The sequence below is a fragment of the candidate division KSB1 bacterium genome (assembly GCA_034506395.1).
Classification (GTDB): Bacteria; Zhuqueibacterota; Zhuqueibacteria; order Thermofontimicrobiales; family Thermofontimicrobiaceae; genus Thermofontimicrobium.
Genome location: JAPDPQ010000011.1, coordinates 142,235 through 168,403, shown reverse-complemented (window position 1 = coordinate 168,403; position 26,169 = coordinate 142,235). Strand labels below are relative to the sequence as shown.

At 44.8% G+C, this 26,169-nt stretch carries 21 protein-coding genes; 11 read left to right on the top strand and 10 right to left on the bottom strand.

From position 1 onward, the window contains the following. The coding region (locus ONB37_09535) for an extracellular solute-binding protein (protein MDZ7400392.1) at positions 1-444 on the bottom strand (444 nt) is incomplete at its 3' end. A gap of 368 nt (positions 445-812) precedes the next feature. On the opposite strand from ONB37_09535, the gene ONB37_09530 reads away from it, so the two are divergent. From ONB37_09530 to ONB37_09515, 4 genes are all read left to right on the top strand, one after another. Next, positions 813-1,808, top strand: a complete 996-nt coding sequence (locus ONB37_09530; GenBank protein MDZ7400391.1) for a sugar phosphate isomerase/epimerase — start codon at positions 813-815, stop codon at positions 1,806-1,808. A 29-nt stretch (positions 1,809-1,837) separates the two neighbouring features. After that, the gene (locus ONB37_09525) at positions 1,838-4,456 is read left to right on the top strand and encodes an FAD-dependent oxidoreductase (protein ID MDZ7400390.1); all 2,619 of its coding nucleotides are present in this window, start codon (positions 1,838-1,840) and stop codon (positions 4,454-4,456) included. Between the two features lie 187 nt (positions 4,457-4,643). Then, positions 4,644-4,871 carry a hypothetical protein gene (locus ONB37_09520; protein ID MDZ7400389.1) on the top strand — a complete coding sequence of 76 codons (228 nt, stop codon included), beginning with the start codon at positions 4,644-4,646 and terminating at the stop codon, positions 4,869-4,871. Continuing rightward, positions 4,861-5,274, top strand: coding sequence for a PIN domain-containing protein (locus ONB37_09515; GenBank protein ID MDZ7400388.1), 414 nt, complete (start codon positions 4,861-4,863; stop codon positions 5,272-5,274). The genes ONB37_09520 and ONB37_09515 overlap by 11 nt, the downstream gene beginning before the upstream one ends. A gap of 333 nt (positions 5,275-5,607) precedes the next feature. Here the strand turns inward: ONB37_09515 and ONB37_09510 are convergent, their stop codons facing one another. After that, entirely contained in the window at positions 5,608-6,927 is a 1,320-nt protein-coding gene (locus ONB37_09510) for an IS1380 family transposase (protein ID MDZ7400387.1), read from the bottom strand. Positions 6,928-7,164: 237 nt separating this feature from the next. On the opposite strand from ONB37_09510, the gene ONB37_09505 reads away from it, so the two are divergent. After that, positions 7,165-7,701 carry an FAD-dependent oxidoreductase gene (locus ONB37_09505; GenBank protein MDZ7400386.1) on the top strand — a complete coding sequence of 179 codons (537 nt, stop codon included), beginning with the start codon at positions 7,165-7,167 and terminating at the stop codon, positions 7,699-7,701. 497 nt (positions 7,702-8,198) lie between these two features. On the opposite strand, the gene ONB37_09500 is transcribed toward ONB37_09505, so the two are convergent. The 7 genes from ONB37_09500 to ONB37_09470 form a co-directional block, all read right to left on the bottom strand. Continuing rightward, a complete protein-coding gene (locus ONB37_09500; protein ID MDZ7400385.1) occupies positions 8,199-9,356 on the bottom strand; it encodes an acyl-CoA dehydrogenase family protein in 1,158 nt (385 codons plus the stop codon). Positions 9,357-9,614: 258 nt separating this feature from the next. Continuing rightward, positions 9,615-10,613, bottom strand: coding sequence for a YhdH/YhfP family quinone oxidoreductase (locus ONB37_09495; GenBank protein ID MDZ7400384.1), 999 nt, complete (start codon positions 10,611-10,613; stop codon positions 9,615-9,617). Between the two features lie 377 nt (positions 10,614-10,990). Continuing rightward, on the bottom strand, positions 10,991-11,743 hold the full coding sequence (locus ONB37_09490; GenBank protein ID MDZ7400383.1) for a phosphatase PAP2 family protein: 753 nt from the start codon (positions 11,741-11,743) through the stop codon (positions 10,991-10,993). A 267-nt stretch (positions 11,744-12,010) separates the two neighbouring features. Next, positions 12,011-13,708, bottom strand: a complete 1,698-nt coding sequence (locus ONB37_09485) for a hypothetical protein (GenBank protein ID MDZ7400382.1) — start codon at positions 13,706-13,708, stop codon at positions 12,011-12,013. A 423-nt stretch (positions 13,709-14,131) separates the two neighbouring features. Beyond that, on the bottom strand, positions 14,132-14,347 hold the full coding sequence (locus ONB37_09480; protein ID MDZ7400381.1) for a hypothetical protein: 216 nt from the start codon (positions 14,345-14,347) through the stop codon (positions 14,132-14,134). After that, positions 14,323-15,066 carry an N-acetylmuramoyl-L-alanine amidase gene (locus ONB37_09475; GenBank protein ID MDZ7400380.1) on the bottom strand — a complete coding sequence of 248 codons (744 nt, stop codon included), beginning with the start codon at positions 15,064-15,066 and terminating at the stop codon, positions 14,323-14,325. The genes ONB37_09480 and ONB37_09475 overlap by 25 nt, the downstream gene beginning before the upstream one ends. A gap of 45 nt (positions 15,067-15,111) precedes the next feature. Further along, a complete protein-coding gene (locus ONB37_09470; protein MDZ7400379.1) occupies positions 15,112-16,158 on the bottom strand; it encodes a YARHG domain-containing protein in 1,047 nt (348 codons plus the stop codon). 630 nt (positions 16,159-16,788) lie between these two features. Here ONB37_09470 and ONB37_09465 point away from each other — a divergent pair. From ONB37_09465 to ONB37_09445, 5 genes are all read left to right on the top strand, one after another. Further along, the gene (locus ONB37_09465) at positions 16,789-17,364 is read left to right on the top strand and encodes a hypothetical protein (protein ID MDZ7400378.1); all 576 of its coding nucleotides are present in this window, start codon (positions 16,789-16,791) and stop codon (positions 17,362-17,364) included. Positions 17,365-17,947: 583 nt separating this feature from the next. After that, on the top strand, positions 17,948-19,375 hold the full coding sequence (locus ONB37_09460; GenBank protein ID MDZ7400377.1) for a phosphotransferase: 1,428 nt from the start codon (positions 17,948-17,950) through the stop codon (positions 19,373-19,375). A gap of 204 nt (positions 19,376-19,579) precedes the next feature. Beyond that, positions 19,580-20,332 carry a sugar phosphate nucleotidyltransferase gene (locus ONB37_09455; GenBank protein ID MDZ7400376.1) on the top strand — a complete coding sequence of 251 codons (753 nt, stop codon included), beginning with the start codon at positions 19,580-19,582 and terminating at the stop codon, positions 20,330-20,332. A gap of 121 nt (positions 20,333-20,453) precedes the next feature. Continuing rightward, positions 20,454-21,578, top strand: a complete 1,125-nt coding sequence (locus ONB37_09450) for a beta-lactamase family protein (GenBank protein MDZ7400375.1) — start codon at positions 20,454-20,456, stop codon at positions 21,576-21,578. 123 nt (positions 21,579-21,701) lie between these two features. Beyond that, a complete protein-coding gene (locus ONB37_09445) occupies positions 21,702-22,190 on the top strand; it encodes a VUT family protein (protein ID MDZ7400374.1) in 489 nt (162 codons plus the stop codon). A gap of 40 nt (positions 22,191-22,230) precedes the next feature. Here the strand turns inward: ONB37_09445 and ONB37_09440 are convergent, their stop codons facing one another. After that, the gene (locus ONB37_09440; protein MDZ7400373.1) at positions 22,231-22,368 is read right to left on the bottom strand and encodes a hypothetical protein; all 138 of its coding nucleotides are present in this window, start codon (positions 22,366-22,368) and stop codon (positions 22,231-22,233) included. A 279-nt stretch (positions 22,369-22,647) separates the two neighbouring features. Here ONB37_09440 and ONB37_09435 point away from each other — a divergent pair, with 279 nt between their 5' ends. Further along, positions 22,648-26,160 (top strand): SH3 domain-containing protein, encoded by a 3,513-nt coding sequence (locus ONB37_09435; GenBank protein ID MDZ7400372.1) that lies wholly within the window; start codon positions 22,648-22,650, stop codon positions 26,158-26,160. The last annotated feature ends 9 nt before the right edge of the window (positions 26,161-26,169 follow it).

The window sequence follows — 26,169 nt, the reverse complement described above, 5'->3', positions numbered from 1 at the left end:
CAATCGAGTGTCCACGTACCAGGGGATGCCGTAAGTTGAGCGACCAATCACATTCGTATTCCATATACCTTCGAAATAGCTTTCTTTATCAACGATGTTGGAATGAGCGATCAGCGAATCCAATTCCAGCAGCGAGCCGATCGCCTGAAACTCGGGGATCCAGGTATTGCCCAACTGGCAGATGTCGGGCGTGGATTGTCCCGCTACGGCCGTGAGCAATTTCTCATGCGCTGCCCCCCAGGGGATGGATTGAACCTTCACTTTGATGTCGGGATGCTGGGCTTCGAACTGGCGGATCAATGGCTGGACATGTTCGCCCTCGGCACCCATGGCCCAGAAGGTGATTTCGGTTTGGTCGGATAGATTTCGATGACAGCTAATCAGTTGACAAAAAAGAAGCAAACAGATGAAAATTGGGAGACGGTGAGAACGACATTTGTTCATCTGATGAGCCCTTTTGGCGAATGAATCTTGATGACTGTAAACGTTTACATCGTAATATATCATTTTATTTGATTGATGTCAATCATTTTTTTCTGATAAAGATCAGCATTCCTAAACCTTCGAGGTTTAGGAATGTTCTCTTGATGATTAAAAAATTTAGACCAGCATTCCTAAACCTCCGAGGTTTAGGAATGCTTTCTTTGATTAAAAAATTTAGTAGCATTTTGATTTTAAATTTTTATATTAATGCGGCTGAATAAAACGGCAATTGGATTAAAGAATGGATTCAGAACTGAAAGGGTACAGAAAAATTTAAATCTTAGATCTTTCATTTCTGAGACCAAAATTTAAACCAAGGAAGAAGGTAAATGAAAAAATTCAAAGTCGGCATCGATAGCTATAGCATCAGGCCTTTGCAATTATCGCCTTTTGAAGTGCTGGATTGGGCGAAGGGAAACGACGCTGATGGCGTTCACTTCACGGAATTGAATTTGAAAGAAGGGCAGGTGATCGACAAGCCATTCCTGAAAGACCTGGCTCAATATGCCAGAGAGAAAAATCTCTATCTCGAATGGGGCGGATTTCAGCACATTCCGTTTAACACGACCACCTGGGAGCGGATCGATTTGGAAAAGATCAATCGCAAGGTGGCGGAAGAAGCCAATACGCTGGGCGTGTCCGTGGTTCGTTCCTGCTCGGGCGGACTAATGCGATGGCAGGACAATTCGCCCCAGACCGAAACTCTGCTGCGGGAGATGGCAAAAAGTCTAAAAACCCAGCGACAGATGCTGAGAGATTTCAATGTTATCTTGGGCATCGAATTGCATTTCGAGTTCACCACGTTTGAGCTAATCAAACTATTCGATATGTGCGAAGCCGAGCCAGGCGATTACCTCGGCGTCTGTCTGGACACGATGAACCTGTTGACCATGCTGGAAGATCCTGTCATGGGAACCGAACGGATTCTGCCCTGGGTAATTGCCACGCATTGCAAGGACGGGGCAATTTTTTTGAACGAGCAGGGCTTCGTCTCCATGACCTGCGAGGTGGGAACGGGCGTTGTTGATTGGGAAAAAATATTGAAACGGCTGGCGACTTTGGATCGAGAAGTGAATTTATCCATCGAAGATCACGGCGGCAGCTTCGACATCCCCATTTTCGATCCCACATTTCTATCCAAATTTCCCGATTTAACCGTGCTGGAAATGAGTCGGCTATTGAAGCTGGCGGAGAAAAGCAAGAAGAAGCTTGAGGCGGGCGAGATTGCGGTTTTGCCGAGACCCGAGTGGCCGAGGCATTGCGAACGGAGGATGAGAAATGGACTGCAAAACATTAAAAAGATTTTGACAGAATGGTATTGCTAAAATGATGTGAACAAAGTGAAGGAATGAATATGTCCCAACATGCGAGATTCAAATTTAAAGACAAAGATGCCTTATTAAAAAAAGCCGAAGAATTGGGCTTGAATTTACCTTTCTCTGATAACATTCAAATTCTTTTTGAAAAAGTAACCATCGCAGGCAAGCAAATTTCCAATCGCCTTGCCGTTCATCCCATGGAGGGATTCGATTCGGAGCCAGATGGTGCGCCTGGGGAGCTATCCTTTCGCCGTTATCGCAGATTTGCTTCGGGCGGCAGCGGACTTCTCTGGTTCGAGGCTACGGCGGTTCTGCCCGAAGCCCGCTCCAATCCCCGACAGCTTTATATCCACAAACAAAATGTCGATCAATATAAAAAATTGGTGGATGAAACTCGGAAAACAGCGCAGCAAAACTTCGGCAGCGATCACAATCCGCTTCTCATTTTGCAATTGACACACTCGGGCCGCTATTCTAAACCATTCGGGAAGCCCAAACCTATCATCGCTCATCACAGCAAAATTCTGGATCCACTGCATAACCTTCCGCCCGATTATCCGCTGATCAGCGATGAGGAATTGGACCATTTGCAAGAGATTTATGTCCAATCGGCTCAACTGGCGGCCGAGGCAGGATTCGATGGTGTGGATATCAAAGCCTGTCACCGCTATCTCGTCTCCGAACTGCTGGCATCCTTCACCAGAGAAAATAGCAAGTACGGCGGCCCGTTTGAAAACCGCACTCGATTTCTGCTGGAAACGGCTCTTAAAATTAAGGAAAATGTAAAGGGAATTTTTGTCACCAGCCGACTCAATGTGTACGATGCCATTCAATACCCGTACGGCTTTGGTGTCGATCAAAAGGATTATATGAAACCCGATCTTAGCGAGCCAAAGGCACTGATCCGAGAGCTAATCAAGATTGGTTATCCGATCATCAATCTCACCATCGGCAATCCGTATTTCAATCCCCATTTCGGTCGGCCGTACGATTTTCCTGTGGTGGGCATCAATCCGCCAGATGAGCATCCGCTGGTCGGTGTGGTGCGATTGCTGAATATCATCGGAGAGATTCAGCAGGAATTTCCTGAGCTGCCTGTGGTGGGAACTGGATATTCCTGGCTGCGACATTTCTTTCCAAATGTGGCGGCGGCCATCATTCAACAGGGCAGGGCAACTTTAGTAGGACAGGGGAGAGGAGCATTCGCCTATCCCGATTCGGTCAAGGATTTGATGGAAAGGGGGGCGATGGATCCGCATAAGGTTTGCGTTACGTGTTCCGCCTGCTCGCAAATCATGCGGGATGGCGGCCGCACGGGCTGCGTGATTCGAGACAAAGAAATTTATGCTGCGGAATACAAAAAAGCCCGTCGGCGTGCTGCCGATACTTTGAAACGGGAAGCTGAGCGCTGTCGGGATTGCGACTCGCCGATGTGCCAGCTCGCCTGTCCTGCGGGATTGGATGTGCCTGGCTTTATCAAAGCCTACGCCGAAGGCGATATCGAAAAAGCCTATTCGATCCTATCGGAGAAAAATGTGTTTCCCGAGATGTGCGCCTTGATCTGTCCCACCGAAGTCCAATGCCAGGGCGCTTGTCTGGAAAATATCATGAAAGATGCGCCAGTCATGATTGCTGAAATTCAGCGAGCCATTGCCCGTCAGGCGAGGGAGCTGGGATTGACGACGATCAGGATTCCAGAAAAACCTTCGGGCAAAAAAGTGGCGGTCATCGGTGCTGGGCCTGCGGGAATCGCCTGCGCTGCCAAATTGCTGCAATTGGGGCATCAGGTCGAAATATTCGAAAAAGCCAGCGTCATCGGCGGCATTCCTGGAACGACCATCCCATTTCAGCGCATTGATGCGCAGATCGTGTTCGAGGAAGCGAATAATTTATTTCTTGAGGCTAAAGATAAAAAAAGGTTGGTGCTGCATACCAGCTTTCCATTAAACGAGACCAATAACTTGGCATCCATCCGAAATAAATTCGATGCGGTGTTCCTCGGCTTCGGCCTCTCTGCCTCCATGAATTTGCCCTCAGCCACCAATCGACCCAATGGTGTAGAGGATGCCCTCTCTTTTTTGAAGCGCATTAAGACCAAATCTGATTTATCGGTCGGCAAAAAAGTAGCAGTCCTGGGTGGCGGCAATACAGCCATCGATGCTGCTGTGGTCGCCAAACAAGCAGGTGCACGAGATGTCTATATTATCTATCGCCGCTCGTTCAATGAAATGCCTGCCTGGAAAAAGGAACGGGATGCGGCGCTGGAACAAGGCATCCATTTTCTGATTCTCTCCCAGCCATTGGATTATGTGACAGATAATGGCCATCTGAAGGGAATAAAAATTGCTCGCACCGAATTGGGCGAACTCGATGCCAGCGGCCGCCGCCGCCCCGCTATCATTCCCAATAGCGAATACATTTTCCCCGTCGATCACGTCATCGAAGCCATTGGTCAGCGGATCGATGATGAGACGAAAAAAGCACTGGGGACTCTGGAATTGGATACTAATGGCTGGATCAAAGTAGATGAGCATTTCCAGACCTCCATTGAAAAAGTCTTTGCTGGTGGTGATATCATCAATGGCGGAACGACGGCGGTGCAGGCCGTGGCGGAAGGGATAAGAGCGGCGGCTTCAATTCATAAATTTCTCTAGTGATAATACCATATTTAAATGCCCAATCGAGATATGAAACCAACTGATACCAAAAAAAAACATTATCGATTGGCTTCATCTACAAAATTTGTCTTGACAAATTCTTAAATTATTTTTATTATTAATCCAGATATAACTCAATGTAGAACGATTTCAATTTCATGAACTTAATATGGCGAGGATTAGTATGGAAGCTTTGAAGGCCATCACCACCATCAAAGATGGGTCTATTTCCTTTGATGGATTGCAAAAATTTAATAACCAGAAAGTTAAAGTCCTGGTTTATTTATTATCCCATAATAATTCAAATTCGATCAAAGAACAAAAACGTCGATTTTTTAAATTTCAAGGAATAATAGAATCGGGATTCATGGATACTTCTAAAAGTGTGGATAAAATCATTTATGAGCGCTAACAACTTTTTCATTGATACAGGTGCTCTTTATGCCTTCGTCGATAGAAGCGATGCCGAGCATAAAAAAGTTGTAAATATTTTAAAGAGTCAAGATGAGCGCTTTGTGACCTCAAATTATGTTGTTGATGAATTGATAACTCTCTTTAGATTTCGAAAGATTCCCTTCGAGAAATTTAGTCCATTTATTGATTCACTCTGGAATGAAGAAATTTGTAGTATTATTCGTGTTACGCAGGAAATTGATCTTGCAGCATGGGCGTTGATGAAAAAATATCAGGATCATCACTTTAGCTTTACAGATTGTACGTCTTTTGTTTTGATGCGAGAGTATGCTATTCAAAAAGTATGTTCAATGGACGAGCATTTTCAAGTGATGGGCTTTGATGTTTATCCGAAATCATAAAATTTGATAAGTCGTAAAAGCCTTGTTGCATATTCGATCATGGTTGCCTATGGAAGGCTCTTGATCGAAAATACACCAGCGAGCAGCTTTTTTGCCTTCGAGAAATTGCTAAATTCAACCTAGATTTCTAAAATGAAAATTTAGACCAATAAAAAAAAACTTGATTTTGGCTATTGGTTCTTGAATTCAAGTTCTGATTGCTAAATTTTAAGGCGAATTTATTAGATTTTTCTGATTTTTATGCTAGAAATAGCTTAAATTTTGACGCTGATGCGTACACCTCTTATTAGGATTAAATTCCTGAGGGTCAACTTATTTTATTTTTTTTAGCTATTAGGACAACTGTAACATTCGATCCAATTCAATCCATCTATTTTTATAGTAATAATTCTGATAAATTTTCAAGCTGATTTGACGACCACCATGCACCAATTTGGCAGGCAGATTGATGAACCAATCTCGAAAGGTGGCATGCTCTTGTCGCCAAAGTTGTTTCACTTTATAGCGCATCATGACCGATAAATTGTACGCCAATACATTCAACTGCCATAAGATGTCGTTGGCATGAAAATCATCGGTTAAAGTCCCCCCAGCTAACAGTTGATTTTTAACCTGCTCGATCCAGGTTTCACTGGTGGAACGGTGTTTATATAATTCATGCAACTCAAGTACGTCAACTGTTAAGTTGCTGCAATGACAGGCATATTCATATTTGGGAATCCATTGCCTGATGCCCATGAAATCGGCTGGTACCCACTCGGTGATGATGCGAATGGCTTTTAAGGTTCGCTTCTTGGTCCAAGATTTCCCTTGATATTGGAATTCACAAATGGCCAGATCAGGATGGCCTGGTAAAGGATACCAGTTTTGACTTGCTAACAACGATTGTAAATTTTTCAACTTAACTTTGATTAAATACGTCCAATGAAAACTTTCTAATAAATCAAATAAGGCACCATTAAAAAATCGGCTGTCGGCGCGGAAAAATACCTGCTTGATATTCGACGGTAGCAGGGCTTGGGTCTGATTAATAAATTCACAAATGCCATTGGAGGTGTAAGCCGAACCACAACGAAACCAACTATTAACGACCAGCTTCAGTTGACTGACAAAGGCTAACATCGGATGATAACTGTTAGCTCCCGGCTTTTTATGGTTATAGCCCTTTTCAGCGCCTTGTTGATTACCATACACCGTTTTAACAGTGGAATCAGCATCCAGGGTAATGCTTTCCAATTGGCTCTTGGTCAACCAGCGGGTTGTTAACTTAAACAAATGTTCCTGAAGCAAAATGGCGCCAGCTTGACCTAACGCTTTGAGGCGGGTGCTAATCACATCTTTGTTCAATCCTGTCTCTAAATCCAACAGCACCTTGACCAGGGCGTCATGAGTAAAAGCCGCAAACCGTTTCAGCCGATTGATACCAGCAAATGATGCTAACACCACTGACAGCAGAATTTGAACCGTGGTAAATTTGGTGGCATTGTGCATCAGGGTGGGAAATAAATGATTGAGACTTAAACCTAATTTTAATTTATTGATATATTTCATGATTGGAGAAAGTACCGCAGATGGGGTTAATTGGTTACCAGTGAAAGAATGCTTTACCTCTTTAGATTGGAACTGGGATTTTTTATGGCTTTGATTGTTCATTGCCAAAGTGACCTCGTTTTAGGTTGTTTTCATTTATTTAACTTTCTAAATATAGTTATGTTAAATCACTTTTGCAATGACTTTGTTTTAGAATTTTAGGTAATATAAAAGATATAATAATAGTTAAAATAGATTAAACTGCAATTTTCAAAATATTAGGTCAAGTTACTTTCGCTTTTCATTTTTGAAATGTTAGTTTTTGTGCAAAAAGTTTTGCGCTAATTGGTTTCTTTTCAATTGTATAAAGTCGCTAGCAATACCGCTATCGATGCTGCCGTCGTGGCAAAGCATGCTGGCGCACGAAATGTCTACATTATCTATCGTCGCTCGTTCAACGAAATGCCCGCCTGGAAAAAGGAACGGGATGCTGCGCTGGATTTAGGCATTCATTTTCTGATTCTGTCCCAGCCATTAGATTATGTGTCCGAAAACGGCCAGTTAACAGGGCTCAAAATCGCCCGCACCGAATTGGGCGAATCCGATGCCAGGGGTCGCCGTAGACCTATCATCATTCGCAATAGCGAATATATTTTTTCTGTCGATCATGTCATCGAAGCCATTGGTCAGCGCATCGATGAGGAGACGAAAAAAGCATTGGGGGAACTGGAATTGGACAGCAATGGCTGGATTAAAGTAGATGAGCATTTCCAGACCTCCATTGAAAAAGTCTTTGCTGGTGGTGATATCATCAATGGCGGAACGACGGCGGTGCAGGCCGTGGCTGAAGGCATGAGGGCGGCGGTGGCGATGGATAAGTGGTTAGGTAGCCACTAGTACATTTTTTTAGCTCACTATAGAAATTTTTTTAATTCATCGGTTGCACTTGGAACTTGAATCCGCCAACGGAATTTAAAAAAATTTCATAATATTAGCTAATGATCATTGCATCTATAAGGAAAGAAAAAGGCGTCAAAAAATCTGGAATTGGATGAGATTAGTCGGCTCAAAGCGGATGAGCATTGTCAAACTTCAATTGAAATAAAGTCTGTTCTGGCGCTGATGATTCTTGCTGGAATAATCGCATTTCACGCTGTGGTTGAATTGGAAAAAGCGTTGAAGACATCGATGCGAGTGATCTTGCGGCAACTACCGCTCAGAATTTGTGGATAATAACCAAAGCCATGAACATATCGATCGCAGCTTGCCCATGGCTTTTGGTTCTGTTTTTCAAGCTTGGCATTTCGGCATCAGAAAAGAAATTTATAATAATCATTCGAAATTTTTTTTCCTTCGAATAATCGCCTCGTTATTTGGAATCGAGAAGTTTAAAATCAGTCCATTTGTCCTTGTCGTTTCATCACTTCTCTGAAGATGATCAGCTTTTGGACATCCTGGGTGCCTTCGCCCAAGGCCACTGCCCAGGCATCTAATGGAAATTTATGGATCGGATGCTCGATCACCACAGAAGCGGCGCCGAACAGATCCGCGGCCCAATTGGAAACACGCTTCGCAATATCTACCGTTAAATATTTAGCCAATGAAGCCTCCAGCCGAAAATCCTGCTGCAATTGATCTTTTACCCAACAAGCTCTATAAAGCATCATTCGAGCAGCTTCAATTCGGGCATAAAAGTCGGCAATTTCAAATGACTTGGCTTGGAGGTCGGCGATTTTCTGTCCAAACACATCTCGTTTCTTAGCACGTTCTAAGCCGAGTTCGAAGGCCCCGACCGCCGTACCTAATGCCAAGGCGCTAATGGTGATACGGCTATTCGTAAAAATTTCGAGAATGTGGCTCAATCCTTTCCCGCGCGTTCCCATTAAATTTTCTTCGGGAACGAACACCTGTTTCATTTGAATCCGGGTCAAATCCGATGGGATCCAGACATCCTTGTTCAATTTATAGCGCGAAACCCCGGGAGAATTCAAGTCAACCCAAAATAAGGATAACTTCCTGGTTCGTGTGGCATCGGGATCAGTCACAGCCGTGATGATCGCATAATCGGCAATAGCGCCGTTGGTCACATAAGATTTAGCCCCAGTTAATATCCAGCCTCCGGATACTTTCTCGGCTCGGGCGGAGATGTTGGCCACATCACTGCCAGCAAGATTTTCAGTATTACCCACACAAAGCAAAGTTTCGCCGCGAATCGCCGAAGCAAAATACTTTTGTTTTTGCGCTTCAGTACCAAAAAGATGCAATCCCTTGGTTCCCAATGAAATTTGTACCAACATGGTGATCGCCATGCCAGGAGAAACTTTTGCGAGAGCTTCCATCAGCAATGCTTGTTTCAGATAGGGTTGCTCGATGATCGCTCCGTTTTTCAGATCAAATCCCAACCATCCATTTTTTCCGAGTTCTACAAAAAAAGTTCGGGGATATGATTTCTCTTTCTGCCATTGCGGCAAACGGGGTTTTAAATAAGATTTGATGAAATCATTGAATTTGATCAGCTCTGACTCCAACTCTTTTGGGATTGAAAAATCCATAATTACTCCTATGCTCTTGTTATCTTTTTTTTCCTTGAATATGGTTCGGAGCAAAATCGGTCGCGTCCAAATGCTACGGGAATAGTTGAATCGAATATCGTTTGGCTTTGCCGATTTAAATCATGCTCGAAAAAATGACCTAAATAGGCAAAATCACATTTAATATCAACGCCATTTCTTTTGATCCATCGTTTGACGATTGATTTGATGCGGATGATTCGTTTTTGGTTCATGAATATCAAGCGAAAAAAGTTAGAATTAGATTTGTATCAACGTCCGTCCCACTATGCCACCTTTTAGTATTATGGGGACATAGTCACTCAGGTCGTTGAGGGTGATGGTATGACTCAGGGATTCTAATAGGTCAATTTTCCATTCGTTGGCTAATTTTTGCCATAGTTGAACTCGTGGATTTCTTGGCCACAGCGCAGAATCAGCGCCTAAAAGATTTACTCCTCTGAGAATGAAAGGATAAACGGTAAGGTCCAGTTTAAAATCCGCCACATTCCCACAGGCTGCAACGCTGCCCTGGACCTTCAACGATCGAATAATGGTTGATAGCGTATTGCCGCCCACGGTATCGACTGCCCCTGCCCAAATTCCCTTGAGGAGGGGACGGCCGGACTGATCGTTCAATTCTTCTCGCCCAATAATTCGCGCAGCGCCCAATCGTTTGAGCAGGTCATGAGCCTGCGGTTTTCCAGTACTGGCAACTACTTGATATCCTTCTTTGGCCAGGAGCGCCACAGCCAGGCAACCCACACCACCAGAGGCACCGCTAACCACCACTTCGCCCTGATCTGGGCTCAAGCCCATTTTTTGTAATTGGCTGACGCAAATGGCAGCGGTGAATCCTGCGGTGCCGTAAATCATGCTTTCTTTCAAGGTCAGGTTGCTGGGCAATGGGACCACCCATTCGGCTGGGACGCGAATGTATTCCGCAAAGCCGCCATCAGTATTTGAGCCCAAATCGTATCCGGTAACCAGGACCTTATCCCCAGGCTTGTATTGATCCGATTTGCTGTAGATAACCGTACCAGCTGCATCGATGCCAGGTACATGTGGGTAGTTTTTGGTGACACCAGTATGCCCAGTGGCCGAAAGGGCGTCCTTATAATTTAACGATGAATAAGCAACCTTGATGATTACATCGCCAGGTGGGAGGGCCTCAAATGGTCGTTCCGTCACAGCGGCAGTGGCATTTTGATTGGCATCTTTTGTGACCAAATAGGCGCGATAGGTGGTTGGGAAATTCATAACTGTTCTCCTGTAACGAATTTTCGTTCCACAATATTGACATCGTTTGACCAATCCGATTTAGCTTGAGGTGAATATAGCATGATTTTTCAGAAAAGTCAACATGCATTCAGAGCAAAATCAAAGTACAATAAGGTGGCAGATTTTCTTTATTGATAATGCGACAAGAGGGCGATCAGAGAGAAATGAGATAATCAATAAAGTTTGTCTAGAAAAGCAAAATTTTTGCTTATCTCTTCTTCGAACATTTGCCAACTTTATATGCAAATTTTTTGAACCAAATGTAAAACAAAATGTCCATCGAAGGAGCGTTTTTTTTTGAAGATGATTCATCGGAAATTGGAAAAGCGACTTATCATTGCATCGAAAAAACATAGTCAACCGATAATAGCATTTTGCCCATATTTTTTCTTCAACTGATTCCACCAATCCTCCACCTTCGGACCAATCCAAAAAGCAAAGAAGGCTAATCCCAGTCCAGCGATCAGATCAATGACATAATGATGGCGCAAGTAAATGGTGGATACCACCAGCATGATCACCATAGGCACCATGACCCAGAACATCCAGCGCAAGTAGCGCCAGCCGAAAAACATGGAGACGAAGCTAACAGCGCAGTGCAAGGAGGGAAATGCGCCGCGGCTATCCTGAGCTGAGACCTCGATAGCATGTTTGATTGGCTCCAAAATATGGCCCTGCAAGCTGACAGTGAAAAAGGGTTTGAGCACTATCCGAGGTGGCGCAGCGGGAAAAATGATGAAAAGGAAATATCCGATGTAATAACAAATAATAGTCGTGACCAAAGTATAACGAAATTCCTGATATCGTTTCTGAAAATAGAGCACCACGGCGACACAGATATTTAGGACAAAATAGTTCGCATAGGCTGCTATGAAGATATCGGTCAAAGTTGGATGGATGAAGCGTTCTGCCCAAACGCAAGGCTGCACCCCAAACATCCATTGATCGATTTTGATCAACCAATGTTGCACGTCGGCTGGGTTGGCGAAATGGACGGTATCGTGGAGGTTTGTATAAATCGCAATACAGAAACCAAACGGCAGCCAATCTCGAATAAAGCGCCAGTTTTTTTTCACCCTGAGCAGGATAATGAAAATGATGAAAACCACTATCGTGATCCAGATGCGCTGCAAATCACCTGAAATTCGCTTTGGTACTTTTCCTTGTTCTAAAAAAAAGAAGTAAGCTTTTGAGGTAAGAAAAACCATGGGGAGAAAAAACAGAATTGCAATGAACTCTTCCAGTCGAAGTTTAAAAATGGAATGCAGTATTTTTCGCATAAAAATTTGTGATTATAAAGTCCGGTTGAGTTTCTGATGAATGTTACCAAAGATCAACCCACTTTAACATTTCAGCGGTTCAAATGTTCCGCGATCTTAAGGATGCTGATAATAGTTGCCTTTCGCATTGGCGATGAACCAGTTGCTTTGCAAATCGACAATATTTGAATTGCCTACAAGGTAAATTCCATAACCAAGGCTATATTCGATGCTACAAGAGCGGATGATTGGGGAGATATTATCGCACCAAATGATGCCGGGTCGGCGGGCATCGGCGCCAGCGTAAGCGATTCTGCATCGGATCAGTTGGCAATGGGAAGCATTGGCAGCACGGGTAAAAAAAATGCCATCCCAAAAGCCGGGTGTGGGCCGGGCAGCCGTAATCGTAATCTGTCGTGAAGTGCCATCAGCGATCAATCCACCTTGACTTAAAATTTCGATCCCACTATGTTCTGCCATGAGCAGTTCTGTACCAGGGGACAAAAAGAGCGTTGCGGATTGGATCTGAAGCATCCCTGTAATGAAATAGGGCAAATCCATTCGATCCCAATAGCAGTCGCTAGTGATCGGTTTCTCCAAAGGTGCCCCTCGTACCTCAATCCAATCGTTTCCATTCCCATGGTAATCTCCAGATGTGAGACCAGCCACGGCGTTGGCCGAGACGCTGAGCGGAGCTAAAGCATTCTGTGTGATGCGATTATTTTGGAAAAAACCTGCTTTGATCGGTCCAATAATGTACACACCATAGCCGCTGCTCCGGTGGATCAAACAATTGGTGATGATTGGCCAGGCGCGGTCCAAAACAAGGTTGGCACGATAATGAGCATCTCTGCCTGCATGCTCGATAATGCAATGAGACAATTGCGTATTGCGGAAATTTGAAGAACTGAGGAAATGAACTCCGTTCCAGCTACCTAAACTGGATCCAGTGAACACAATGGGGGATGTTGGATCTCCGACCGCCTGAATCGCGCCACCATGACTGACGATCAGCGATTCATCAGCTTCAAAAATCAGTTCAGCCGCAGGATCTATCGTGAGTCGCGCATTGGTTATATTTAAGCCATCGGCCAACCGAAAAGGTACGCCAGGGTAGCGCCAATGGTCATCGAAGTCCAATTCTGATTTGATGATTCGGATTTGATTTAACCCGTTAGCCTGATAAGCGTTGGAGCCAATCGATGAAACATTGTAAATATCAGTCTGGATCGGCACAAAATCACAATTGGTAATCGTGTTGTTCTCAAGTGTGATGCCTCGGCAATCCCCTATCAATTTAATTCCGACATTGGGACTATGACTAATTTTACATCCGACAATGGTGGGGGTCGCATCATTACAGACAATTGCAGCGTTCAGGATTGGGTCGCCGCCAGCATATTGGAGGGAACAATTGATCATGCGGCAGCTATCATGCAGGGCATCTGATGAAAAATAAATGTAATTCCAGTTGCCTTTAGTGGTATCGCTGCTTGTGAAGATGATGGGCTGTTCCGAGCCATCAGCAATTAGGCCGGCCGCTCGATCCACAATGATCCCAGCATTTTGTTCAAATTGCACAGTTGTGCCAGGGGCGATTTTTAAAATGGCGTTGGTCACACGAAGTTCCGCTCTGACAATATGGGTCTTATCTGCCGGCCAAGCTTCGTTGCTGCTGATGTCGCGTTCATGGCGCACGATGGATTCTGTGTCTTCAGCTTGCGGCGAAACTGGCGCTTGCCCCTCGCAGCTTATCAAAGTGATTAGTCCAAGCGACAACATGGCCAATGAGCAAATGAAAATGGAACTTTTCATGGTAAGCCTCACTTTGAACGCTGTGGTAAAATTTTACTAAATTTCAATGCGACTGAAGTCATCCCGTTTGGTAAATGGTGGTCAGATATATGTTGATTTGCTGAGTATGTCGGTAAAAAGAATTCCAGCGTCCGCGCTATTGACCAAAGAAGATCCATAATTTTTTTGCCGCCTCCCAATGTCCTGATTCAGAGACCAAGCCGGCCCAATTATCTATCGATTGATCTCAGATAAAATTTGTAATTTTTTTACCAAAAGAAACAATGCGGATGTTGGTTTTGAATGCGAAATCGCCCCTTTTTCTGCGCTTCAAAATAAAGTCTGTGCGTATGACTTGACGCAACAAAGCTTATTAGAGGGAATTGCACCACGCTTTTTATGGAAATGGACAAATCTTTGAAATCACCTAACTGGAATTCTAATTCAGAAATCCGCTTTAGGCCGGCGCTGGCCGAATTGAACGGCGCAGGGCGCATTTTTTGTGACATATTGATTCAAGGCGCGACACCACAGTGCAACAAAAGTGCGACAACTCCGACTTCCATCGATGGCCGCATCGTTCGGAAAGGTGGCGTATTCACAGCGAATATCACAGAATTTTATTTTTGAAGTAGTCACTCCTGCATTTTCGTCTGCCATGATCTTTCTCGCTTCGGTATTTGATGTCCATATATCTCAATAAATTTATCGATGCCCTGATAGGTCAATTGAGCAGCCAGTGTGATGTTTTTTTGCTGTTTCATTTGTTCATTATCCAGCGGATGGTCGTAGAAAAAGTAATTGATCACGGCCATGACGCGACCCTGGGCGAGACGCCACACTGGCCGAGCATCGTGCCAGCGATCGCAGTAAACCCCGCGATTGACCGTCGGAAGCTCCTGGAGGGACTCTGCGAGCTGAAGGGATAATTTTTTGCCAAGATTTGCTGCTGAATGATGCCAAATTTCATAACCCCGCGATTGGCCGTCATCACAATTGGCATGAAGACCCAGTACCAGATTCGCATCGTGATAGATTATTCCGTTGGCATCTGCATTCATAACTTGAACGATACCACTTCCCACGCTCCACACCCATTCTGGTGCGCCAACCTCCTGAAAGAATAAATGTGACCCCTGCATCCATTTCTGAAAGCCGCTTTCACCGATTTCCTCATTGAAGAAGTCTCGATTCATGAACACTTGAAAGCGCTTATCTTCATCTAAGAGTACAAACAGTTCGCGCGCCAATAACACCGTCCAAAAATCCTCCACTACTCCCCAATAACTGCGGCGCTGGGAAACCCACTTTTTCAAAATTGGGTCGAAATAGACACCGTGACCTGCACTGAGATAGACCTTTAGCGTTGTTGTGGGCACTGCGGTTATGCTACCTCCTCGCTTTTATGAATTGAGATCGCTCTATTATCTCTTGGGCGGTGCTTTAGCCTGAGATCTTTTTTCCAACTCTATAATTCGCTTGATGTTATTCAGATCCCATGGAGTGAGATACCAGTCATGATAATTTGGATTTTCAGCATACCAGGGCTGAGCTAAAAAATATTTTTTTATGATTTCATTTTGAAAACTCTTGCCGTACTTCGCAAAAAAGGCATTTCGAAGCAAAGTCAGCTCCGTGGGCGTCATCGCTTCGAGTTGCTCAATGGAAAGAGTATCGAGCGGCACTTCTGGAGGCGAATAACACCCAATAGGTTCGCTATACTCGACTTTTTTAATGAAGCGTGGTGCAAATTTGCGATCGGCTTGCCCCACGATCTTGAGCCAATTATTAGCTGGATAGATCCGAATGATCATCGAATCGGGATAAAATGCCCAGAACGAACCGATATTGAGTGGCAATTGAAAATTATTTTCTTCCCGCTGGGCATAGTCCGCTTTGAGCCAGTTCATTAAATCGCGATACCATGTTTCATCGATGTCTGGATTATAAATGGGTGGGAGCTTTTTGATGATGAAGCTGAACGATACTGTTACCCAATGCTCCGCGTAAGGTTTGAAATTTAGTTCCCAGGTGTTTAAAAAGCCAATTTCAGACCCATCTGCGTTGCGCCATTGACATTCAGTGCTGGGGACGTAGTTGGCGCATTGCACCATGAAGTGAATGTCCGTAATTGGAATATGATCGATCCAAGCCTTGAAATTATCGAAGCGATCACAATGGAGGTTATTTTCGATAAGACGGACGTCGAAGCCCGCTGGAAATCCCACGGTCAATGCCAGCTCTTTGCCAGTCAAATTTTGAAAGCGGGCACGATAATCCACCAGCCAAATTCCCAGCGGATGGTGATACAATTCAATATGCTGTTCGGACAATTTCACTTCGTTATTTGGGACCAAAAGAACAGAACCGCTAGATAGCATTCGCACTGGACCGATCAATGCAAAAACCTGGACTGGAGCGAGCAGCCCGACAAACGCCAAGCCAATTAACTTTTCCCTCAACTGAGTCATTTTTCCATTCCTAAATTCCAATCATCATCACTATATTTTGTGTTGTTCCAAGTCATCTTGCACAATATTCGACCTATGATGAAACACTATTGATCTGTTTCCGACCATAATTACCTTCATTAAACGTTCAAAGCGGCTCTTTGGTTTGATTGTGAAATAATTTTTATAATCCATAAAATCCATTTTCGAAGAATATGCTCAAGCATTACCATTTTGAATTAAATTGAGCCAACATCAAATAACAAAAACAAATCTAGCCTTCCATTAGCCTAAGGATCTATCAATACCTTTTTCATGGAGAGTTTTGTTAGGATGAGCGCGCTATGGTCTTGGTATTTACTAGATATAGTGGCAAATTTATTTTTTGTATTCAATATGTAGAAAGATTGATCTATTCGGTATTAAATTGATGGCAGCTCTCCATTTTTTCATGGGCTATCATAAAGGCTTGATCAATTATTCTCACCAGAATGGGATGGTGGAAAGACCATTAAATTTCGTACCAAGAACAAAGCCAGTAAATCATCAGCAAAGCTGAATTCTGCTGGCACAACGTTTGCAATTGAAAAGGCCTGTGGAGTCCCCAAACGGGGTATATTATATCACCGACCAATTTTGTGGAGGTGCCTGGTGTATAATTTGAATGTATCGATGTACCGAAAAGCCGCCAAGAGCTCGGATACAGCGGCCAATGACAGCTTACTGAAATTTGATTTGAGCAATTCCGAGAGTATCGAACTGAAGATCGGGCAAATGAACAATCAAATACGAAGCCTGGAAAAATCGATCGGGGAGCTGCAAGCCAAGCTGAAAGCCTATCGTGATATTATACTGAGATACGAAACGGCTTTTCGCGAAGAGATTTCGCTCTATAAACTACAAAAGTGCAAATTGGCAACCCTGCAAGCAGCCTTCCTCCATCAGCAAAACTTCGCAAAGGAAATTGAACAACAAATCAACTCTTATTTGAACGAAGCACCACTCCATCAGCAATCCGCTCATTCGACATTTCGACGCATCATCCTGAGATTTTTCCATCAAAACAAACTAAATCAGAATTGCACCAATTTGAAGATCTCTGAAATTGAGCGGATCATCCATCAAAAACAACAGTTGCTGGAGCGATTTCAAGAGGACGTGCGGAACAGCAACGACGTTTCGTTGAACGTTAATATGCCAGATCGGCAGCCGCTGGCGCTAAATTAGTTCTTGGCCAATCTATGACATGACTTGTTCTGCGACAAAGCTCAATGCACACCGGATCACATTGAGCTTTATTTTTTTTTGCAGGCCGATGCGCCTTTCGTCAAACTCTGAGCTTCATCTTCCTTTTATTTTGCCTGCTGATTTCTTCTCCAAAATCACTTTTCATTTCGTTGCCCATATTTTTGTAAACCAGAGGATTTGAATGATCGATCGATTCAAAGATCAATCCACATTTATCCAGCCGTTGCGCTCCAATTGGGATGATTATAATTTTTTTCAGAGGCTATTAAGTTTCTATAGAGAAAGGCTTCTGGATCCATGCCGTATCAGAAATTTTCAAACAAAAATTGTTTTGAAAAGTTAAAAGAAATGTTTAAATTGTACCGATGAACGATAGAGATCGCTGGGAATAGATCAAAGATGTTGAATCTGAAATCGACATAATCATTTTGAACACGGGAGAATTCAGCCCGATTACGAAGAATAATTGGAAATTGATCTATGGGCGTTGCAATTTTTTAGCTCTTCGTTCAGCTATCATGCATTGTGGCTTATGAGCATAGCCAAAAAGTAGAGATTTGTTATGAAGATTTTAGAGGCTTTGTATCAAAAACGATTCAATCGAAATCCGGATACCATCGTGGCGCTGAGGAGCGATGGATCGGAACGAAAGATCTACCGCGTCATTGCAGGTGATCATAGTGTAATAGGTATTATCGGCGTGGATCACCAAGAAGCGGCTGCTTTTTTAGAGTTCTCGCGGCATTTCAAGAAATATGGACTTCGAGTACCCGAAATCTATATTGAAGATCTCGATCAAGGCGCTTATTTGGAGGAAGATTTTGGGGATGAGACGCTATTTAGCTGGATGCAAAATATTCGAGCGCAACATGGCTTCAATGATACAATCAAAGACATGTACCGCCAGGTGGTAGAATACCTACCCAATTTCCAGATCAAAGCTGGACTCACGCTGGATTACTCTTATTGTTATCAACATCAGGAGTTTGGCCAGGATTCGATGCAATGGGACCTTCACTATTTCAAGCGTCAATTTCTGAATTATTTTTATAAGAAGAAAATAAACCACACGGAACTTGATGAAGATTTCAATCGGCTGATTAGATTTCTGTTGCAAGAGGAACGGAAATATTTCCTCTACCGCGATTACCAGTCGCGAAATGTGATGATCAAAGATGGGTTGCCCCATTTTATCGATTACCAATCTGGCCGTCGTGGGGCGTTACAATACGATTTAGGTTCTTTGCTTTACGATGCCAAGGCAAATTTGCCGGAAGATTTCCGAGAAGAACTGATCGATCTGTACCTGGATGAAGCTGGCCAATTGGTCAAAATTAATCCGAGGCGCTTTAAAAAATACTTTTATGGCTTTGTCTTGATCCGCATCATGCAGGCGCTCGGCGCTTATGGTTATCTGAGTGCAGTAAAAGGGAAGACCCATTTTTTTAAAAGCGTCCCTTTCGCACTGAGAAATTTAGAAATTTTGCTGGACAAGAAGCTCGAGATTCTTGATCAGTTGCCAACTCTCAAAGAGATATTTTGTAATTTGATCCAGGATTACTCGCTGCGGCAATTCAGCGAAGATCAAAGATTAATGGTCCAGATTTACAGTTTTGGTTATCACCAAACTGGTATTCCAGAGGACAAATCGGGAAACAATGGGGGATTCGTATTCGATTGTCGGTTTCTCCCCAATCCTGGTCGCGAGGAACAATATAAAAATTTGACGGGTAAGGATCGGCCAGTGGTGGAATATTTTGCCAACTATCCAATTGTCGGGGAATTTCTAAACCATGTTTATCGCATCTGTGATATGGCTGTGGATAATTATCAATCGCGGCAATTTTCCAATTTGATGGTTTCGTTTGGGTGCACAGGCGGTCGGCACCGATCTGTTTATTGTGCCGAAAAATTGGCTGAATACTTAAAAGCCAAAGGGGTTCAGGTCATGGTGAACCACAGGTCTCTTGAACCTCAGCCTGCTGAATAGCCTTCAGCCCTGCGAAATCCCACCATTGTGACGAGATCAAGAGGCGGCATCAATTCATTGCACAGCTTAAAAAGCGCTCGATGTCGCCGGATAAATTTACACCGAAACTGTTGAATGTTTTTGTAACAGGCAGAAAAAGAAATCAATTTGGACACCTTGAGCCGAGGACTCGGCTGAAAAAAAGTCCTTCGATCTCAGAGATGTATGAAAGCAATGATCCTTGCCGCTGGCTATGGCACGCGGCTCAGACCTTTGACCAACGAAAGACCGAAAGCCTTGATTGAGATCAACGGCAGGCCGCTTTTGGAATTGATTATACTCAAGCTCATTGCCCATGGCGTTGATGCAATCATCATCAATACTCATCACTTTTCCGAGCAGATAGAGGAATTCCTTCACCGTCACCGATATTTCGATATCCATTTCGAAATATCATATGAGCCCGAAATTTTGGGCACGGGCGGTGGACTCATGAATGTTAAACATTTCTTGGCAGGAACCGATCCTTTCATTCTGCATAATGTCGATATTCTTTCCACCATTGATCTCGGTGTGATGTACCAATATCATCAGAGAAACAGAGCCCTAGCGACTTTGGCAGTTCAGCAACGCAACTCCAGCCGCGCTTTCATCGTTGATGATCGCAATTTTATTTGCGGGCATTACGATAAGGATAATCAGCGCATCCGGCTGAGACGTGAGCCAACTGGGAGCTCGCGTCTCATGGCCTTTTGTGGAATCCATATCATTTCGCCTGAACTCCTCAATCGGACATCAGCCACCGGGCGCTGTTCCATAGTGGATATCTATCTGGAATTAATCGGTCAGGGAGAGCCAGTAATCGCCTTCCCTGCGGATCAATTCTATTGGCGGGATATCGGTCGATTGGAGACACTCGATCAAATTCGCCAAGACTTGCAGAACAATGAGATTAGCATCACCGATTTTTTGAAATAGTTGAGAGATTCTTTTCAGTCAAGATCTGAAAATGCTGGTTTGTCTCTTGACAAAAGATCACCATTTGGGACAGGCAGTCCAAAAGCGGAACTCTATATCAGCAAATTTTATTGGAGGTATTATGTCTCGGCGTCTAATCAGAATAATGTTATTTTCCCTGATAATGATTAGCACCGTGTTCTCACAAGACCAGACCGAATCAGTGCTAATTCAACAAATTAAAGATTACATGAAATCGGCTCATCAAAAAGGCTTCTCTGGAGCGGTGTTAGTGGCCCGATCGGGAAAAATCCTGCTCTCCAGGGGATACGGGATGGCGATTCGTGAACAGGTCGTTCCGAATACGAACCAAACTGCTTATCTGATTGGTTCGATCACCAAACAATTTACAGCGGCGGCCATCTTGAAATTGCAGATGATGGGCAAACTTAATGTTCAGGATCGGATCGGCAAATATTTCAAAAAGGTGCCTCGGGATAAACGGAAAATAACGATCCATCAGTTGTTAACGCATACCTCAGGTTTAGCCGAGGTGATTGGTGATGATTTCGAACCCATCTCTCGCGATGAATTTATCCGCCGGGCGCTCTCAAGCAAATTGCGCCACAAACCAGGAAAGCAATACGAATATTCCAATGTCGGCTACAGCTTATTGGGTGCGATTATTGAGATCGTGTCACAGAAATCTTATGAAATTTTTTTGAATGAGGAATTGTTGCGACCTGCGAAGATTCTGATGACTGGCTATCGCGTGCCGCGCTGGGGGCCTGAAGATCTCGCTCACGGATATAAAGAAAATCAAGATTGGGGGACAATACTGGATAAACCAAGTGCTGAGGATGGGCCATATTGGAATTTGCGAGCGAATGGTGGCTTACTTTCGACTGTGACAGACCTGTATCAATGGCATAAGGCGCTCAAGGACGATCGGATTCTCTCGGAAGAAGCCAAGAAGTTGTATTATGCGCCGCATGTAAAGGAAGGGCCTGAAGCGGATACATTTTATGGTTATGGATGGGTGGTAGCGACGACACCGCGCAATACCAAAGTGGTGGCTCACAATGGCGGAAATGGGATCTTTTCCGCTGATTTCCGTCGTTATCTCGATGAGGATGTGGTGATTATCGTGTGTTCCAATATCGCTGGGCAAAAGGCCTGGCAGATCGCCGAGCAAATCGATCGGATTTTATTTGCTGCTCCTTTGGATTCCCTTGCCAAACCAGCAGAAAATTCATCCAGAGATTGAGAGGCGCACAAAATTGCCGTCATCGTGGGAATCTAATGAAAAGTCGCTTGCGAATCGGATGCTCCAGCGCTTGCGCGTTTCCTTTGAAGCAACCAAAATCCCAAAATTTTTCATGATCATCTTATGATTTATGTGCTAATTTATTTGAGCGCGATCGTGCTGGCAAATCTATTGGTCCTATGGTTCGGTCCAAAAGTGACTGTCATTAATGCTTTGGTGCTAATTGGACTGGATCTTACGGTCCGGGACCGATTGCATGATCGGTGGCATCATCGACAACTTTGGCTGAAAATGTTCCTGCTGATATTTGCTGGGTCGCTGATCACTTATCTGTTGAATCGTTCCTCGCTCATGATCGGCATCGCAAGTGTAGTGGCATTTAGCAGCGCAGCAGTTGTAGACAGCATCATTTATTCAATTCTATTCAGAAAACAATTTTTGATTAAAGCCAATGGTTCCAACGTTGGAGGCGCTCTGGTCGATTCAGTGCTTTTTCCAACTATTGCATTTGGCGTGTTCATGCCCCTGATCGTAATAGGGCAATTTTTAGCCAAGGTGAGTGGGGGATTTTTTTGGTCAATGATATTAGATCGGCTGCGGCGAAGGCAATAGCGATAAAATCGTTTTGGACCTATTTGTGTCATTTGACTTTTCATCGATAGATATAATCTTGATCAATAATCATAATGCGGCGAGTTTCATCCATTCGCGGGGCTATCGTTATTTCCTTGAGTTCCAATTTTTCCAATGGGACCAATGAAGCATCGGAGCGGATTGCTCTTGCTATCATCTAATCTCCTCAGCTTCCTGAATCTTTCGACTCGTTCTGGTGCATCAAAGTATCGATCGGACGATTACGTGAATCCATCCGATAGTAGCCTCGCTTAGAGATCCAAAATGGGAAATGATTAATGAAATTTTACTATTTGAAAATTAGCGCTTGACATCTGAAGAAAAATTAATTATCTTTAAATGAAAATTTAGCGCATTAGCGTTTTGTCGATCGCTTTCAGATATGTATCACGTTTGATGTAAATATCAGTCTGAGCGGAGACTGGGAGGAATGGAGATGAATAAATACGCCTTCCCCATATTGATCATATTGATAACAGGCATGCTGGCTGGATGTGGTCCAGAGTTTATCGACCAGCACGATCGGATCAGAATCCTTTCGGATACTGATATTCACTCAGGGCCGGGTCAGCAGTTTCGCAAGATTGGGACAGTGAGAGCGGGTAGCGAGCTTATTTTGCTGGAATCGGAAAACGATTGGCACCGGGTTCGATTATCGAGTGGACAGACGGGCTGGATTTTTCGGGGCGTGGCGCAAACAATTGGCCCGGAGAAAATTGTAGTGATCGAAGACGCTAGAATTCGGCGCGGACCTGGCGAAGAATATAGCGCCTTTGCTATCGCCAAGAAAGGCCGTTCTTTGGATGCCAGGGGACAGCGCGGCAATTGGTATTTGGTCGATTTGCCAAATGGCCAAAGCGGCTGGATCTCAAAGCAAGATGTTCGAAAAGAGAGCTCGTTCAATCTCACGCCACGGCAAAATACACAAATTTACCAATCCCCAAGCCCGAATGCGCCAGTTCTGATGACGGCCAATCCCGGTACTGAGTTGATTCAATTGAGGAGCGAGGGGAATTATTATCAGGTTCGGCTACCAGGTGGCAGCACTGGCTGGGTACGTCAGAGCGATGTGACGCCAGTTCGGGAGCGAAATTTAATCGTGAAGGAGCGAGCTGCGATCAAGCATGGGCCATCGATCAATTATGAGACAGCAGCGACCGTAGAAAAGGGGACGCGCCTGACTGTCCTTAGCCAGCGAGGAGATTGGTATCAAGTTCGTACCCCGCAGGGAAAAACGGGCTGGATTTATAAAGACTTTATCGTGCAAAGCACCACGATTGCCAGTGAAGCTGCGCCCATCACCGTCGATGAAGCGCCCCTTTATTATGTTGCCAACACCGACTGCAATATCCGGCAGGGGCCTGGGACGAACAATCCTATTCTGACTCGTGTAAAAAAGGGAACCATCCTAGTTCGCGTGGGGCAACTTAACGAATGGTTCCGTGTTCGCCTCCCAGATCAGCGCATCGGTTGGGTCCGCGAAGACTTAGTCGATTATGCCCCCAATGTGCTGATCACGGTAGATCAGAGCAACATCCGGCGTGGCCCAAGCACTGATTTCCTCATTCAATCCACAGTTCCAAAAGGGACCCCTTTAGTCAAAATTACTGAACAAGATGGCTGGTCCAAGGTATATTTGCCTAATGGTGAGACTGGTTGGATTCGAAATGATCTTGGCGTCGATACCGAGCAGACCTTATTTACGAATCAGGATTGCAATGTGCGCGATGGCCCTGGAACCAATTATGCAATTATTGAACGACTTCGAGCTGGGACTCCAGTTATTCGGGTCGACAAAAAGAATGAATGGTACCAGGTGCGATTACCATCCCGTCGGATGGGCTGGATTCGAGAAGATCTTTTGCGGGAAACCCCCAATCAGATGGTGACAAACGATCGGGTTAACCTCCGCATGGGACCAGGACAGGTATATCAAATTATCACGCTTTTGGAGAGGAATACGCCAATTACCGTTATCGGTGAGGATGGCGATTGGTATCAGGTAAGACTGAACGATGGCCGGACTGGTTGGATTCGAAAGGATATGGTTTCATTTTCTTACTATCCAGGGACGTCATCAATTCAATCTTTGGATTCCGAGTTCTACGGATCTGTAGACAGCTATTCGTCAGATGTCGCGACTGCACAGACAGCTCGGCGCGACATCCCGTCCGCGTACGTATGGGGTTCAAAGCCAGTGAGACCGGCTCCAGTCAAAATCACCACAACCTCTGCTGTCAATTTGCGGCTGGGGCCCAGCACCGATGAAACTGTGATCAAATTGCTTCCCGCTGGGACAACGGTCATGCGGATCGACAAACGGGGCGAGTGGTATGAAGTGCAGACCAGCGATGGAACGCTTGGTTTTGCCCATGAAAGTGGTTTTGCCTCTGGGCAGAGCAAGATCTACACCGCCACCAGTGCCAATTTGCGGTATGGGCCAAGCACAGATTATCGGGTGATTAGGACCTTGCCCGAAAAAACCGAATTGACTCGGCTCGAGCAGCGCGATGACTGGCTTTACGTCCAGCTTGCCAGTGGCGAGAAGGGCTGGGTACATAAAGACCTGGTGGGCGCATCAAAGGCACCGTCGCCAGTCCCGCCGCTGAAAACTGAGCCAGTTTCTGGCTCCTTGATCACCACCGAGGAAGCCAAAATCCTGCAAGGGCCTGACGAAACTCATCCCACGGTCAAAATCGTAAAGCTCAATACCGAACTTCGAAGCCTCAGCAAATATCGAAACTGGTATGAAGTGGAGACGTTTGACGGACAAAAGGGATGGATCATGGATAAATATGTGCGCGAGAAAGAGAACAAAAAGATCATCGTGATCCGCAAAACTGAAGTTCGCCAAGAGCCCAATACCCAATCCTCGATCGTTGCCCTCGTCGATGTGGCACAATTTTATCAGCCGTTAATGTATGCAAGTGGATGGTATCGCATTCAGATCAAGCCTGGGAGCACCGGCTGGATCTCTGAAAAAGATGTGATGGACCTGAAATATCCAGAAGTCTATGTCAATACCAACAACGCCGATGTGATGAGATTCCCGGATGAAAAATCCAGTCGGGTGGCAGTTTTGAAGGAAGGGATTCAACTGATCCCGTTAGATGAGAATGACGAATGGTTGTTTGTGGATCTGCCTAGCGGTGACAAAGGCTGGATCAAGAAACGATTGGTCAATCGGCAAAAACACCCGCGGATTCAGGTGGTGAGAGATACCCAGGCATATGACCAACCTTCGGCTGGAAGTATTCTAAGATCTACCTTGATTAAGGGCGATGAGTTTCTGGCATTAGATTTTAAAAATAACTGGTACAAAATCTTGCTCCGAGGGAATACGATTGGTTGGGTATACGGGGGACATGTGAAAGAAATCACCAAAGGGACGCTTCTGGTGAAGGAGAATTCTCTGTTGCGCATGGGACCAGGGCAGGACTTTCGGCACATCACCACCGTGCCGGCTGGGGAGCGGGTCAAGTGGCTCGATCAACGGGGCGGCTGGAGCCAGGTGCAGATCAAAAACGGGGAGGTCGGCTGGATTTATCAAGAGATGGCCAAAAATATCACATTGCCACCGGTGACGGCCCAAAGAACCTCCCCAGTATATGCCGGGCCAGGTACCAATTACGCCAAAGTAGGGGAGGTCATCCGAGGCAAGCAATATGCGCCGATTGAAAGGCGCCAGGAATGGTATCATATCGAACTGTTTACTGGCACCTCAGGCTGGGTTCCAGTATCCGTATTTTCTCAAACTAAGTCTCGGGTCGTTTTTACCCTCGACAAAGCCAATATTTACTCAGGCCCCGGGACCCATTATGCCGTTGTCCAACAACTTCAGCCAGCCGTAGATGTCACCATTATCGGCATGGAAGGGAATTGGTATCATGTCCAACTTCAAGATGGCAAGCGCGGCTATATTCGCAAAGATATGGTGTTTGATCAATAATTGTTTCGG

Coding starts and splice junctions, on each gene's coding strand:
- ONB37_09435 (MDZ7400372.1), top strand. CDS start 22,648: ATGAATAAATACGCCTTCCCCATATTGATCATATTGATAACAGGCATG.
- ONB37_09500 (MDZ7400385.1), bottom strand. CDS start 9,356: ATGGATTTTTCAATCCCAAAAGAGTTGGAGTCAGAGCTGATCAAATTC.
- ONB37_09525 (MDZ7400390.1), top strand. CDS start 1,838: ATGTCCCAACATGCGAGATTCAAATTTAAAGACAAAGATGCCTTATTA.
- ONB37_09520 (MDZ7400389.1), top strand. CDS start 4,644: ATGGAAGCTTTGAAGGCCATCACCACCATCAAAGATGGGTCTATTTCC.
- ONB37_09515 (MDZ7400388.1), top strand. CDS start 4,861: ATGAGCGCTAACAACTTTTTCATTGATACAGGTGCTCTTTATGCCTTC.
- ONB37_09455 (MDZ7400376.1), top strand. CDS start 19,580: ATGAAAGCAATGATCCTTGCCGCTGGCTATGGCACGCGGCTCAGACCT.
- ONB37_09480 (MDZ7400381.1), bottom strand. CDS start 14,347: ATGGCAGACGAAAATGCAGGAGTGACTACTTCAAAAATAAAATTCTGT.
- ONB37_09450 (MDZ7400375.1), top strand. CDS start 20,454: ATGTCTCGGCGTCTAATCAGAATAATGTTATTTTCCCTGATAATGATT.
- ONB37_09470 (MDZ7400379.1), bottom strand. CDS start 16,158: ATGACTCAGTTGAGGGAAAAGTTAATTGGCTTGGCGTTTGTCGGGCTG.
- ONB37_09440 (MDZ7400373.1), bottom strand. CDS start 22,368: ATGATAGCAAGAGCAATCCGCTCCGATGCTTCATTGGTCCCATTGGAA.
- ONB37_09530 (MDZ7400391.1), top strand. CDS start 813: ATGAAAAAATTCAAAGTCGGCATCGATAGCTATAGCATCAGGCCTTTG.
- ONB37_09445 (MDZ7400374.1), top strand. CDS start 21,702: ATGATTTATGTGCTAATTTATTTGAGCGCGATCGTGCTGGCAAATCTA.
- ONB37_09495 (MDZ7400384.1), bottom strand. CDS start 10,613: ATGAATTTCCCAACCACCTATCGCGCCTATTTGGTCACAAAAGATGCC.
- ONB37_09460 (MDZ7400377.1), top strand. CDS start 17,948: ATGAAGATTTTAGAGGCTTTGTATCAAAAACGATTCAATCGAAATCCG.
- ONB37_09485 (MDZ7400382.1), bottom strand. CDS start 13,708: ATGAAAAGTTCCATTTTCATTTGCTCATTGGCCATGTTGTCGCTTGGA.
- ONB37_09510 (MDZ7400387.1), bottom strand. CDS start 6,927: ATGAACAATCAAAGCCATAAAAAATCCCAGTTCCAATCTAAAGAGGTA.